The 12,855-nt window shown below is 50.8% G+C and carries 11 protein-coding genes, 3 pseudogenes and 1 other annotated feature; of the genes and pseudogenes, 5 read left to right on the top strand and 9 right to left on the bottom strand.

Translation table 11 applies throughout. The features are described from left to right. Positions 1 to 25: 25 nt before the first annotated feature. On the top strand, positions 26 to 1,546 hold the full coding sequence (locus tag QWU00_RS11665; RefSeq protein WP_197056300.1) for a tripartite tricarboxylate transporter permease: 1,521 nt from the start codon (positions 26 to 28) through the stop codon (positions 1,544 to 1,546). 7 nt (positions 1,547 to 1,553) lie between these two features. On the opposite strand, the gene QWU00_RS11660 is transcribed toward QWU00_RS11665, so the two are convergent. Then, entirely contained in the window at positions 1,554 to 2,351 is a 798-nt protein-coding gene (locus QWU00_RS11660) for an IclR family transcriptional regulator domain-containing protein (RefSeq protein ID WP_035377394.1), read from the bottom strand. 739 nt (positions 2,352 to 3,090) lie between these two features. Between QWU00_RS11660 and QWU00_RS11655 the strand changes: the two are divergent. After that, positions 3,091 to 3,806 (top strand): annotated as a pseudogene (locus QWU00_RS11655) (IS5 family transposase). Between the two features lie 22 nt (positions 3,807 to 3,828). On the opposite strand, the pseudogene QWU00_RS16860 reads toward QWU00_RS11655, so the two are convergent. The 4 genes and pseudogenes from QWU00_RS16860 to QWU00_RS11635 all read right to left on the bottom strand — a co-directional run bounded on the left by QWU00_RS16860 (position 3,829) and on the right by QWU00_RS11635 (position 5,423). After that, a pseudogene (locus QWU00_RS16860) lies at positions 3,829 to 4,173 on the bottom strand (CcdB family protein). Then, the gene (locus QWU00_RS11645; RefSeq protein ID WP_035377434.1) at positions 4,139 to 4,384 is read right to left on the bottom strand and encodes a type II toxin-antitoxin system CcdA family antitoxin; all 246 of its coding nucleotides are present in this window, start codon (positions 4,382 to 4,384) and stop codon (positions 4,139 to 4,141) included. Before QWU00_RS11645 ends, QWU00_RS16860 begins: the two are co-directional and overlap by 35 nt. A gap of 267 nt (positions 4,385 to 4,651) precedes the next feature. Beyond that, on the bottom strand, positions 4,652 to 4,981 hold the full coding sequence (locus QWU00_RS11640) for an AraC family transcriptional regulator (protein ID WP_231551536.1): 330 nt from the start codon (positions 4,979 to 4,981) through the stop codon (positions 4,652 to 4,654). Between the two features lie 196 nt (positions 4,982 to 5,177). Further along, the gene (locus tag QWU00_RS11635) at positions 5,178 to 5,423 is read right to left on the bottom strand and encodes a hypothetical protein (RefSeq protein WP_231551537.1); all 246 of its coding nucleotides are present in this window, start codon (positions 5,421 to 5,423) and stop codon (positions 5,178 to 5,180) included. Between the two features lie 188 nt (positions 5,424 to 5,611). On the opposite strand from QWU00_RS11635, the gene QWU00_RS11630 reads away from it, so the two are divergent. Together QWU00_RS11630 and QWU00_RS11625 are read left to right on the top strand one after the other, a co-directional pair. Beyond that, positions 5,612 to 6,073 carry an MFS transporter gene (locus tag QWU00_RS11630; RefSeq protein WP_231551538.1) on the top strand — a complete coding sequence of 154 codons (462 nt, stop codon included), beginning with the start codon at positions 5,612 to 5,614 and terminating at the stop codon, positions 6,071 to 6,073. 463 nt (positions 6,074 to 6,536) lie between these two features. Next, positions 6,537 to 8,987 carry a TonB-dependent siderophore receptor gene (locus tag QWU00_RS11625; protein WP_052051128.1) on the top strand — a complete coding sequence of 817 codons (2,451 nt, stop codon included), beginning with the start codon at positions 6,537 to 6,539 and terminating at the stop codon, positions 8,985 to 8,987. 38 nt (positions 8,988 to 9,025) lie between these two features. Here QWU00_RS11625 and QWU00_RS11620 read toward each other — a convergent pair whose 3' ends face one another. The 3 genes from QWU00_RS11620 to QWU00_RS16915 all read right to left on the bottom strand — a co-directional run bounded on the left by QWU00_RS11620 (position 9,026) and on the right by QWU00_RS16915 (position 11,101). Next, on the bottom strand, positions 9,026 to 9,979 hold the full coding sequence (locus tag QWU00_RS11620) for a FecR family protein (protein WP_035377398.1): 954 nt from the start codon (positions 9,977 to 9,979) through the stop codon (positions 9,026 to 9,028). 90 nt (positions 9,980 to 10,069) lie between these two features. Then, positions 10,070 to 10,573 carry an RNA polymerase sigma factor gene (locus tag QWU00_RS11615; protein ID WP_035377400.1) on the bottom strand — a complete coding sequence of 168 codons (504 nt, stop codon included), beginning with the start codon at positions 10,571 to 10,573 and terminating at the stop codon, positions 10,070 to 10,072. Between the two features lie 189 nt (positions 10,574 to 10,762). Beyond that, a complete protein-coding gene (locus QWU00_RS16915; protein WP_035377402.1) occupies positions 10,763 to 11,101 on the bottom strand; it encodes an efflux RND transporter permease subunit in 339 nt (112 codons plus the stop codon). Between the two features lie 270 nt (positions 11,102 to 11,371). On the opposite strand from QWU00_RS16915, the pseudogene QWU00_RS11605 reads away from it, so the two are divergent. Continuing rightward, positions 11,372 to 12,326, top strand: a pseudogene (locus tag QWU00_RS11605) (IS3 family transposase); the annotation flags it as partial. Then, positions 11,650 to 11,766: a sequence feature (AL1L pseudoknot), on the top strand. (Overlaps the previous pseudogene by 117 nt.) Positions 12,327 to 12,440: 114 nt before the next feature. Here QWU00_RS11605 and QWU00_RS11600 read toward each other — a convergent pair. Then, positions 12,441 to 12,854 carry a hypothetical protein gene (locus QWU00_RS11600; RefSeq protein ID WP_035377014.1) on the bottom strand — a complete coding sequence of 138 codons (414 nt, stop codon included), beginning with the start codon at positions 12,852 to 12,854 and terminating at the stop codon, positions 12,441 to 12,443. Position 12,855: the final 1 nt, after the last annotated feature.

Here is a 12,855-nt window from a genome sequence, read left to right as displayed (position 1 = left end):
CTTTCCAGTCCAGACCGGAACCCTGATGTCCCATTCTTTAACAGACCTGCTCTATGGCTTTTCCGTAGCGTTCCAGTGGCACAACATGCTCTGGTGCCTGTTCGGAATCGTTGTCGGAAACCTCATTGGCGTCCTGCCAGGCATGGGGGTTCTGTCTACCATGTCCATCCTGCTTCCCCTGACATACACCATGCATCCGGTAGCCGCGATCCTGATGCTGGCAGGCATTTTCTATGGCTCGCAGTATGGGGGGGCCATCAGCGCCATTCTGCTCAACCTTCCTTCCCACCCTCCCCACGCCATTACCTGCCTAGATGGCTATCCCATGACGCGCCGCGGACAGGCAGGTCTCGCCCTTGGCACGACAATGCTGTCTTCCTTCGTGGCCGCGTCAATCGGGATCATCATCATGATCTTGGCTTCCCCTCTTCTGGTACACGTTGCGGACAGCTTTGGTGCGCCGGAAATGTTTTCAATCATGCTTCTGGGGCTGCTGATCGGCGCCACTATGTCCCGTGGCCCACTGGTACGCAGTCTGGCCTCAACGCTCATCGGGCTTCTTGTTGGCACGGTTGGCATCGACGGAGATAGCGGACGCCTGCGTTTTACATTCGGAACATTCAATCTGGCCGACGGCGTTGAACTGGTTGCCATGGCAATGGGATTATTCGGCATTGCTGATTTCATCATGCACGTAAACCGTGAACCACCAGTTATCCCACATGCTTCGCTCACCCTGCGGGATCTCATACCCAGCCGTTCCGACCTGAAACGGGCTTTTCCCGCCATGCTTCGGGGTACTGGCATCGGCACCCTGTTTGGCGCCCTTCCTGGAACAGGTCCTACAATCGCAACCTTCGTGGCTTACGCATTTGAACGGCGTCTCTCCTCCACCCCTTCGCTGTTCGGGACGGGGCAGATTGAAGGCGTTGCTGCACCTGAAGCAGCATCCCACGCAAAAACCCAGGTTGATTTCATTCCGACAATGACCCTAGGCATCCCTGGTGATGCCATGATGGCACTTATCTTGGGGGCCTTGCTGATTCACGGCATCCAGCCAGGTCCACAACTGATCAACGAACATCCCGATATTTTCTGGGGGCTGATCGCAAGTTTCTGGATCGGTAATATCCTACTTCTGGTGCTCAATATGCCGCTGATCGGAATCTGGGTCTGGATGCTACGGGTTCCGCATCGAATACTGTTCCCCAGTGCAATTTTTTTCATCGCAATCGGTGTCTACACAACCCAAAATAACCTGTTCCACATCTGGGAGGTACTTTTTTTCGGCCTTCTCGGTGCGATCATGATTTTTCTGGATTTTCCAATCGCCCCCCTTCTGCTCGGTTTCGTTCTGGGGCCAATGCTTGAAGAAAACCTGCGCAGAACAATGCTGCTTTCACACGGCAATGCAGCCATTCTATTCACACACCCTATCAGCGCAACGCTGATCGCCCTGACCGCACTTCTGACAGGGGCCATAATCATCACCAAATGGCGCGCTGCCAATGCCCCGCCCCTTACACCAGCCGATGAAGATCTCTAGAGCCGTGTTAGACAAGCTGCTCTTGTATTAAGGCAGAAACCTCTTTCAGACGAGGCAGAAATTTCTTCTTCATTTCTTTCAATGTCGCCAATTCAACACGCAATCCGACGTTCAATGCCGCCACCATCTGACCATTATGACGGTACAGCGGCACAGCCAAAGAACGGAACCCCAGTTCAGCCTCCTGATCCACCAAGGCATAGCGTTCGTTCATGACATCCATAAGCAGCTTCTGCAAATGGGCACGCTCCGTAACTGTATAGGGCGTCACGGTTTTAATATCCACGTGATCCAGAAAGTCTTCGCGATGCCCGTCGTCAAGACCTGACACTAGAACCCGCCCCACTGCACTCGAAAGTGCCGGCAGACGCAGCCCTATACCTTCACTCGCCATACCGTACCCACCACGCGGACACGCATAAGCAATCATGACAGCCTCCTGTCCATCCAAAACCGCCACAGAACAGGTAACACCCAGTTTCATACTCAATTCTTCACACACCGGCTGCATCACAGTTGAAACCGGGTCTGCCCCTAGATAGGCCGTGGCAAGCCGAAGAATGGAAGGACGAAGGGAAAACAGCCGTCCCTCCAACCTCATGTAACCCAGATGAACAAGTGTCAGAAGAGTACGACGCACCGTTGCCCTAGGCAAAGCCAATTTGGCAGCGACCTCACTCAAGGTCATTGCCGGATGCACAGACCCAAAGGCATTGATAACAGCAAGACCACGCACGAGCGCCTCAGAGAAACTATCGGCTTTGTGTTTCGAGATCTCTTCGATCTGCCCCGTGATCTTCTGCACAACATATCCATTCGCAAAGGCGTTTTTTAGGGATTCAAATAGCTCTCAACATTGTTGTCGGGCATAATGTATCTGATAATATTCCTAGAGGATCTATTATAACTTTCCAAGGTCTTCTGTAGACTTGGAACTGTTTTTTTGACTGTTGATTTTCGATCATGCGAACGCCTTCTTGCAGCTCTGAGAACGTTGTAAGGAAATATTGAGAATTTCTGAGATGAAACTATCATGTAGTAGTTGGTCCGTATTGGTATGAATACCTCAAAAAAGGCGTTTCAACTCAACGTTGTTGATACAGAGGAAACAGGTTGTGCTGACCTCGCCTCAGATGATCCGTCTATCTCAGAAGCTTGCAGTGATCGTCATTGACAGTGAAAATCTAACATTTTTCAATAAAAATTAACAAATGGGCCAACATTTCGAATGAGGACATCATTAAAATTTATGTAAACTCTCACCCCATGAGCGCAGTTCTTGTTCAACGCAACTCTGATAAGCATCTTTGGCAGTCGGGCACGATATAGTCTATTCTTTGAATCTCCCGTCTTTCCCGCTACCGCGTGAAAATCAGGCCCGTTTTTGGAAATGTGAGACAGACCTACGGCGTGTCGTCAGTTAAGCCCTGAGTGTGGCACGTGAGGGTTGTACTTTGTGTCTACGTGTGCCTACTGTTTTCCCGTTTTTGGGGGGAGACAGACAGATGCGGCGCTATAGTTTACGCGATGACCAGTGAGATCAGATAAAGGATCTTCTTCCCGGTCGAGAAGGCTATGTCGGCGGCACTGCAGCGGACAACCGTCTGTTCGCGGAGGCGGTGCTTTATCGCTATCGCGCGGGCATTCCATGGCGTGACCTTCCTGCCCATTTCGGGGACTGGAAAAACGTGCACCGGCGTCTGCCCCGCTGGTGTGAAACCGGCGTCATCGAACGGATATTTCGTTATCTGGCCGCTGATCACGACAACAAATACATGATGATCGACAGCACAATTGTCCGGGCACATTAGCATAGTGCCGGATCTCTCAAAAAAGGGGCAAGGATCAGGCCATCGGACGATCACGGGGCGGGTTGACTACAAAGATCCATGCCATCTGCGATGCTCTGGGTAATCCGGTGGAACTCAGCATCACACCGGGACAGGATGCCGATATCACTCAGGCGGAACCGCTTCTGGAAAACATCGACCCGGATGTTTTCCTTGCTGACAAGGCGTATGACGCGCACAGGTTGATCGATCGGCTGATACAGCGCGGGATTACTCCGGTCCTCCCGCCAAAACGCAACAGAACGACACGACGGAAAACCGATTTTTCTCTCTACCGCGAACGGAATTTTGTTGAAAGGTTCTTCAATGAAATCAATCAGTTTCGCGCTATCGCAACCCGCTACGATAAACTAAAATCGACCTTCCGCGCAGCCGTGCAGTTCGCCTCAATCATCATCCTGCTTAGCTGACGACAAGCCGTAAGACTGTCTCTCAGAAACCAGTTAAAAGCAGATCAATAGCCTGAGTGATTTCATCCCGATAAAGAGACAATGAAGTCACGACTTTCTTCAGATCACGTTCAGGCACAGCAGCCATAAACTGTGTCATCATAATGAACGACTGGTCATCGACGATTACATAAACCGAATTCAGTCTCTTTGCCGGCTTGGGTGCCACTTTCTGTTATAAAAATGGCACCACAATGCGGTTACCCAACGCGTCCAGCAGGTCTGCCTGCACATCTAAAACGAAACGCGCTTCACCTCGTCCGGCCAAACGATACATATCAAAACGGGACCATTCAGAAGTTCCAATAATCCGCGAGAAGAAGACCATTCTCTTCGACATACTGTCGGGATGCTTCGAAGGACGAGCGATTGTCTGCAAGCCATTGTTGAGCACGGATCGAAGCGATCGCTGACTTCCACCCCTGTTCGCAGGCCTGCAATATGTTGAGATCAAGCGATTTGGCTTCTTCGAGTAGCTGAGCCCGTAACGTCTCATTAGTCGGACCACGTAATAGGCTGGTGGAATGCTGGCTAACCATAGCTTTACTCCATGCCCTCGAAACCGGAGTAAAGCACATATTCATGCACATTTCTATGCGCATATTATCATCCCTATATATGGCTGCTTTCCGAAAACTGAAGCAATTCCTCTTACGTCCGACATAAGGGCGATTACTGCCCGTCTACTTTTGTATCACTGAGCTGACAGGCAGGTCAGGGCGGGAGGTCAGCTTTCGAATATCATCTGGCTTTAAGCGGACAATCTTCTGTTTAATTATTACCAAAAAGCTTCTGAATGAAACCTATTATTCCACTGCCCGACGGCTGTAACCGGGCGGTACACCAACAATGCGTTTGTAAGCGCGGCTAAAAGCTGCCGGAGACTTATAACCAAGCTGATCGGCAACGCTCTCGATAGACATTCTGTCGTAAGCAAGCCAAGTCCAGGCAATGCGCATTCGCAGTTCTCCAGCGTAACGCAAAGGTGAAACGCCGATCACCTCCTGGAAGCGCTTTGCAAACACCGATCGTGAAAGACCACTTTCAGTTGCCAGTTCCGCCACAGTCCAGTCGTGTCCGGGATGACGATGCAGGGCAAGAATAGCACGGGACAGTTTTGGTTGCCGCAACCGCATTCAACCCAGCCTCGGACAATGACTGCCATCACGACATCTGCCAGACGTGCGAGCACGCCAGCATCTCCTATGCGTCCGACACGCGCCTCCTGCTCCATGGCCGCTAATCGGCATGAGTTCGTCGTAACGCTGGATTGTAGCGTCAATCATCATGATTTCCGGCATCAGGGGGACAAGCCCCTGAAGGCCACCGAGATCAAATTCCATGCAGCCACTGAAGAAAAACCGCATTGCCATCTGAAAGTGTCTGAATCTCACAATTTTCGTTCCGAAGTTTTCCCATGCCGGTTGCCAGGAAATAGAAATAGGCGCAACCGGGTTTTGCCCTGAAAGCAAAACCAAAAGAGGCCTCAGCATAAACACGACGATACTGAAGCCCGCGCAGACGCATCCCGAGAAACAGTTCGTTCATGAGATCTGAGGATGGGGCGATCTGGTCCAACGCTAAAAATATTCCGGTGTTTTGATCAAGAAAAACAGATTATTAATCATAGATCGTCCCGTGCATGCCGTCTAGCTTAGGTTGCAAAGTCAATTCTAAGGACGTTTCTCATCAGTGACGAATTTCTAGAGACCTCTGGATCTTACATCGCCAGTATAGAGAACATTGAGCCGACATCTCCCGCATGGATGGCCGTCTTTTCACTGGCAATGGGGGTTTTCGGGCTTCTCACAGCGGAGTTTCTGCCCGCAAGCCTTTTGACACCCTTGGCAGCGAGACTGGGTGTTTCAGAAGCTCTAGCCGAACAGGCTATCACCGTAACGGCTGCGATCGCCATGTTTTCGGGACTGTTGACTGCAAGCCTGACGCGACGGGTCGATCGCCGCATTGTGCTGCTTGCATTCAGTGTGTTGATGATCGCGTCCAATCTTTTTGCCGCTCTGTCATCCAGTCTCATCGTACTTCTCATAATGCGGGTCCTGCTGGGCATTGCGTTGGGAGGATTTTGGAGCATGGCGGCCGCAGTGGCGATGCGCCTTGTGCCGGCGCCACTGCGGCCGAGCGCTTTATCCATCATTTTCAGCGGAATTTCTGTGGCCACCGTCGTCGCCGTGCCGCTCGGTAGTTATCTGGGTGGAATATACGGGTAGCGACCCTAATGCTCGGCTGGACAATCAGAACTATGTTAGCCAGCACCACAGCAACCCTCTTCAGGACGCCACAAGCCATCTATAAATGAAAGCAGGCAAGCCTCCTCCGACCTTGCGTTTAGACCGACATTCGATTTTGCGCTTTCTCCCGAAACACCACTCCATTTCTTTACCATTATTTATTTTTAGAATATTTAAATTAAATATACAGCATCCTTTTGTATAAATTTTATTTAATATATACTAATAATTTGAAAATTTTAATGTGATATTCTATCCTAAAAACTGAATATACCATTTATTACTCTACACTTGCCTGCATAATTTTCAGATGATTTTTCCGCAGAAAGAAAATCTCAAAAAAAACTTACCCGGATGTGAAGACCCGCACTTTCATTTCGTCTTCCTTTTATAACTTTCTTTTTGAGAACACATCTCAGTTGCATTTAGGAAACCAGAGCCGATGGATGATATACGACGCAACGCGTCAGCCCCTCTTGTGAGCCTCTACCTTACTCTCCTCACATCCACCATCGCGCCTGGCCTGCTGTCACGGGCGGCCCATGCGGCAGAAAGTAACAGCGAAGCTACACACCATTTTTCAATTCCGGCACAACCACTTCGCACGGCATTGCAACACTACCTTGAACAATCTGGTGTGCAGGTAGCCTACCCCACCCTTGCCGCAGGGAACGCCCGCTCAACGGCAATATCTGGCACCATGACAGCGCAAGAGGCACTTACCCGACTGGCGACGGCCACAGGCCTTTCGCCCCGTTTTACCGGCGCTCACAGCGCCACTCTTGGCAAAGAAAACTCAGCCATCATGTTAGGGCCTGTGCGTGTAGGGGGGAGAGTGACCGTACTACAAGACGCACAATCTGCTTACGGACCCGGTGTAGGGTTTGTGGCAACGCGCAGTGCATCTGCTACCCGCACGGACACACCTTTAATCAGCACGCCCAAATCTGTTTACGTTGTAACCCGACAGCAGATGGATGACCTCCAACCTCTGACCATTGGTGCTGCGCTTCGTTATACACCTGGGGTTGTCAGTTTGACTGCAAACGACAGTACACCCTCGGCCAGCCTGTTTCAGCCTGTGCATCAACGCGGGTTTGAGTCCTATACTTTTGTGGATGGCCTTCTGAATGGCACATCCGTAACCGATCCCTTTTTTCTTGACCGGATTGAAGCGCTGAGCGGCCCCTCCTCTGTCATGTATGGGCAGGCCAACCCCGGCGGCCTGATAAACATGACGCTGAAGCGCCCAACAGAAAAAGCGCAAGGGCAGGCAAATGTTGGCTTTGGCAATTACGGGCGCTACCAGGGGCAGATCGACCTGAGCGGCCCTTTAAACAAAAGCCGCACTGTGCTGTACAGGCTTATTGGCATGGGTGTTACGCAAGGCTCTCAAACTCAATATAACCACTATAAACGCCTTGCGACACAGGGTGATATTGAATGGAAAATAGACAAAAAAACCGATATTACGCTTATTGGGCAATTTGCCTATGACCCGCAAAGCTGGAGCCCATGGATTGGCATTCCCGCCTATGGAAGCTTGATTAAAAGCCCGACAGGCCGCATACCTGTTTCACGATTTTATGGTGACCCGGCTTTTAATGAAAACTGGAACCGGCAATATATGCTGGAAGCCCTTTTTCATCATGAATTTACAAAAAATCTCCAGTTTAACGTAACAGCCCGGTTTGATGCACAAAGTGATGGAAGTTGCAGCCTGATGTCTGGTGCGGTTGATGTTACAAAAAATATCATGAAGCGCTCAGCATTTTGTAATAGTGATGCACACGGGCGCTCTTCACAGTTAACGGCCAATGTGAGTTACAAAATGAAAACCGGCCCTGTTTCTCACTCCTTTCTTGTAGGCGTTGATTATCGTGGTCAATGGTCGCAGGGAAGCTGGGGCTTTGCTTCTGCCCCTGCGGTCAGTATTACTGACCCGCTTTATAATCAATATACGTTTTCAGATTATATTCAGGCTACGGGCGGCAAATCTACAACGGAAAAATATGCTTACTGGCAAGACGGTATTTATTTTCAAGACCAGATTAACTGGCGGCGTTTCTATGTAACCCTTGCAGGGCGGCAAGACTGGAATGGCTACGGAAAAATGTTTAACAGACCGTTTACATGGAATGTTGGCATCAATTATGTTTCCAAAATTGGGCTTGCTCCCTACTTCAATTATTCGAAGTCTTTCATGCCGCAAACCGGGAAGGTTTATAGCGCAGGAAACCTTGTTCAACCCGACCCGCTAAGCGGGCACCAATGGGAGGTTGGGCTGAAATATCAGATCCCGCATCTTCAGTCTTTTATGACCGTTGCTTATTATGATCTTTCTGAAAATAATGTGCTGGTCAGTGATCCTTATTTTCCACAATATAGTAGCGAAATAGGACAAGTAAAATCCCGGGGGGTTGAAGTTTCAGCACATGCTAACCTGGCACAGGGCCTTGACCTTATCCTGAATTATACATGGAATAAAGTTTACAATTCGCGCACAACTTTAACAGGTAACACCATTTCTGGTGAAAGTGTTTCTCTTTTGGGTAAACGCCTTGTGCAGCAACCAACCAATGCGGCATCAGGCTTCCTTGATTACCACCTGCCTAAAAGCCTTGCCCCTGGTCTTTCGGTCAATTTTGGTGTCCGGTATCAAGATAAAAGCTGGGCAGACCAGGCCAACTCTTTCCGAAACCCATCTTTTATACTGTTTGACACGGGTATGAGCTGGAACGCAGGAGAAGTATTTAAAGCCGTAAACGGGTTAAATTTTCGCCTGAACATGACAAATTTTGCAAATAATACATATGTTCAGTGCGGTTCAACCCGTTTCTGCCACTACGGTAACCAGCGCGTTGTTTATGGCACGATTGGTTACCACTGGTAAGCGTACCCTACACTCTGTTCAGGCGGCCTTTTCCGTTATTATAAAGGCCGTAACACCAGAATATGACCGGGCAGATAAAGCATTTTCAGCCCTGCGGTAGCCGCAATGGTTTTGAGTGCATCATCTATCCGGTCCAAGCGAAAAGACCCACTTATTCGGATATCTTTTGCTTTTCCTCCCCAAACATAGACCGCACCATGCAGATAGCGTGCCATAGCCCGCACAGCCTCGGGTACTGTTGCGTTATCCAGCATCAACTCACCCCGCGCCCAGACTGCAATATCGTTCGGGCTTATGTTTTTCTCAAATACAGCATCTCCATGCCCGCCATAGGTAAAACGCTCCCCTTCGTGCAGACGCGCTGCAACACGGGAGGACTCGGAGCCATGCACATCAACACACCCCTGAAGAACCGAGACGCTCACTTTCTCCAACTGGTCGCGCACCTCAAAAACAGTGCCTATGTCCTCCACCTTGCCGTACCTGTCTGCAACCTGAAAAGGCCGAGCAGGGTCATGCCGAACTTTAAAAAGAGCATTCCCGCGCAGTAAACCAATATCCCGGCGAGTGGCTGTGTAATGCACCGTAATAGCGGTATTGCTATCAAGAACAACCTCGGAACCATCAGCTAACATGACCGTGCGAACAGATGTGCCGGTCCACTGGTCGGCCTGTAACCATAGTTTGAGGGTGGGTGTGTACAACAAAAAGACTGCCGATGCAGCAAGTGCGGTCAGAGTATAAAGACGTGTTTTAAATTTATGCTTGCGCTGCATACGGTGCGCGGAGACCTGCAAAGTGTGGTCTTGTAGGGGTGTAACGGCAAGCGTGCGCCAGAGTGTGCGCTCACTTTCAAAAATTCTGTTATGTTCGGGGGAGAGATGCCGCCATTTTTGAAATTCAGACAGTTCATCCGCTGTCATCTTGCCTGATGCCATGCGAACAATCCAGAACCGTGCAGTTTTTGCTATCTCATTGTGCGCGCTGATCAAGATTTGTCCGTACTCAGTTGTTTTTTATTGTCATATTATCAAGGCGATATCAGCAGGATATTGACACATCATGACCCTGACAAAAGAATATCATTTATCTCTGGCGCAAGACAACCTTTCCAGGGCCTGATGAATATAACGATTGACAATAGAGACAGATTTACCATGGCGGCTGGCAATTTCAGTTTGCGTCAATCCCTGAAAACGGTTTAGGTAGAAAAAGGTTTTCATGGGTTCTGGCATGGTCTCTATAATATTTTCAACATTTTCGAGCTGTTTTTTAGCAGCCGTATGCTGCTCTGCCGAAGGTTTGTCATCTTCCAGCCAAAGCAGGTCATGAATGCTATCCTGCACATCATCCTGCCGCCCGATACGACGGGCGTGGTCAATGGCAAGATTAGAGGCCAAACGGTAGAGATAAGCTTTGGGGTTAGTAATCAGGCCTGGCTGCTCAATACGCAGAATTTTCTCAAATAGAGACTGTACAGCGTCTTCTGCTGCTTCTTTATTACGAATGATACGGTACATCAGGCGCAAAAGCACAGGCCGTTCATCGACAATAATATCCGTTAAAAGGGCGATTGTGTCCTGCATTTTATGCCGGTATCCAATGAGAGCTAAGGCTTCCTAGCATTTTTAAGAATCATTCGCAAACTCTTCTTGCGCAGGACATCAACCTGCTGTCAGCAGGTAAATTTTAATTCTGTCAAACCCTATTTTACGCCGGATGAGACCCAAGTCATGTGGAATACAATCTCGTATTACTGCCATCAGACATATCATTTATCTCCTCCGCCCGATAAGCCGCCCCACCACCACATAGAGTGCTGGCGTGGTAAACATGGTCTGGGCCTGACTGACGAGCAGGCCACCGATCAGCGCTATACCCAATGGCTGACGCAGTTCCTCGCCGCAGCCGCCCATCAGTATTAGTGGCAGCGCGCCAAGAGCGGCGGCAAAGGTGGTCATGACGATGGGCCGCAGCCGCAGCAGGCACGCCTCCCGAATAGCCTCGCGCGCCGTCATGCCGCGTGCGCGCTCGGCATGGATGGCGAAATCCACCAGCAGGATGGCGTTCTTCAGCGAAATGCCGGTGAGCAGCAACATGGCGATCACCGCCATGCCCGAGAACGGCAGCCCGAACAGGTCGATGCATTGGCCCCGCCCGCCAGAGAATGGGCGATCTGATTCCTGAACGCCGTCGCACTCGTCGACGCCGTAGTGCTGGCTGTCGGCGATGTCACCACGCGGATGGTGTTTGACGCCGAGCTACCCGAGGCGGAGCTGCCGGATGGGCTGATCCAGAACTGTTTCAAGATCTCCGAATCGCGCTGGAAGTGAATTGCCCTGGGATTTGTGGAGGCAGAACGACCCGAGAGGTAAGAAGAATTCATGAGCAACAAATCGAAGCGTTTTCCGCCTGAATTTCGTGACCGTGCAGCCTGCATGGTTCTGGAGGAAGAGGAGAACCATCCATCACGCTGGTCCGCAGTGATGATAATAGCGCCAAAGCTGGATATTCATCCTGACACGCTGTCAAAATGGACCCGTCTGCATGAGCGGGCCAATGCACCTGCGGTAAGTGATCTTCCTGATCGGGAGACGATCAGGCAACTGGAGCGAGAGAACCGCGAACTGCGGCCGGCCAATGAAATCCTGCGCAAGGCGTCAGCATATTTTGCGGAAGGAGAGCTCGACCGCATCTTCAGACCATGACACGCTTCATTGAGGAGCATCGGCAGATATATGCTGTCGGGTCAATCTGCAGGGTTCTGTCGATTGCACCATCTGCCTCTTATCCTTATCAGGCGAGACAGAAAAATCCCTGTTTGTGCAACCAGAAAAACAAAGAACTGTGTCATGAAATCCGCCGGGTCTGGAACGATAATTTTTGCGTCTATGGAGCGCGCAAGGTCTGGTATCAGCTCAAACGTGAAGGTCTGGATGTCGCCCGCTGCACGGTAGAGCGGCTGATGCGCCGGATGGGGCTGAAAGCGTCATTCGTGGCAAGGAGGTCAGAACCACACGGCCCGATCCGGCACGCCCCTGTCCACAGGATCTGGTACAGCGCCAGTTTCATGCACCAGCCCCCAACAGGCTCTGGGTTTCGGATTTTACTTACGTTTCCACCTGGCAGGGCTTTGTTTATGTGGCCTTCATCATTGATGTGTTTCCCCGGGTTATTGTGGGCTGGCGTGTCTCCTAAACGGCCCATGCCGACTTCGTACTGGATGCCCTTGAGCAGGCTCTGTGCCAGAGGCAACCTGAGGGAAAAGTGACCCATCATTCAGATCGCGGCTGTCAGTATGTGTCCATTCGCTACACGCAAAGACTGGCTGAAGCAGGTTGTAGCGGGCCGCATGGTTTGGAACTCACAGCCACATAATTTGGAACCCAAAAACAATACTATGAAGGCCGTCTGAAGAGCCTTTTAAAGGGTCTCTAAAGACATCCTAAATGACTACTTATTATCCTCGCCACCTGACGATATGGATGTCTCACCAGAAGCTGCCTGATCATCCTGGGCAGGGAATGGGTATGGCGGCAGAGGCCGAAACTGGCGCAGGGGTCTGCCCGCAATAGCGTCCAGATCATGCACGATCAGCCGGACTGCAATAGCCTCGGCATAAACGTCCTGCACCTGATCCATCAGCATCCAATGGTGCTGCTGCAGCGTATCAAGCCGGTCACTCAGGACACGCTCGCGGGCGGTCAGCATCTCCGTCAGGCGGAGCGCCTGTGCTCCCGCATCCAGTCGATCCCGTCGCTCAAGAGCATGCGTCCTGGCGATCCGGCCATACCAGCCGCCAGCCACTCCACCGACCCCCGTTACGAGACCACCATATGAATGCCAGAGCGCCAGCAGACCAATCATA

Source organism: Acetobacter tropicalis (assembly GCF_030644465.1).
GTDB lineage: Bacteria > Pseudomonadota > Alphaproteobacteria > Acetobacterales > Acetobacteraceae > Acetobacter > Acetobacter tropicalis.
The sequence above is the reverse complement of the archived record's forward strand: the minus strand, read 5'-3'. Positions and strand labels throughout refer to the sequence as shown.

Bases quoted from the DNA above. Each gene is read 5' to 3' on its own strand.
- QWU00_RS11630 (WP_231551538.1), top strand. From the start codon at position 5,612: ATGGCCGTCTTTTCACTGGCAATGGGGGTTTTCGGGCTTCTCACAGCG.
- QWU00_RS16915 (WP_035377402.1), bottom strand. From the start codon at position 11,101: ATGGCGGTGATCGCCATGTTGCTGCTCACCGGCATTTCGCTGAAGAAC.
- QWU00_RS11645 (WP_035377434.1), bottom strand. From the start codon at position 4,384: ATGGTTAGCCAGCATTCCACCAGCCTATTACGTGGTCCGACTAATGAG.
- QWU00_RS11640 (WP_231551536.1), bottom strand. From the start codon at position 4,981: ATGCGGTTGCGGCAACCAAAACTGTCCCGTGCTATTCTTGCCCTGCAT.
- QWU00_RS11600 (WP_035377014.1), bottom strand. From the start codon at position 12,854: ATGATTGGTCTGCTGGCGCTCTGGCATTCATATGGTGGTCTCGTAACG.
- QWU00_RS11625 (WP_052051128.1), top strand. From the start codon at position 6,537: ATGGATGATATACGACGCAACGCGTCAGCCCCTCTTGTGAGCCTCTAC.
- QWU00_RS11665 (WP_197056300.1), top strand. From the start codon at position 26: ATGTCCCATTCTTTAACAGACCTGCTCTATGGCTTTTCCGTAGCGTTC.
- QWU00_RS11615 (WP_035377400.1), bottom strand. From the start codon at position 10,573: ATGCAGGACACAATCGCCCTTTTAACGGATATTATTGTCGATGAACGG.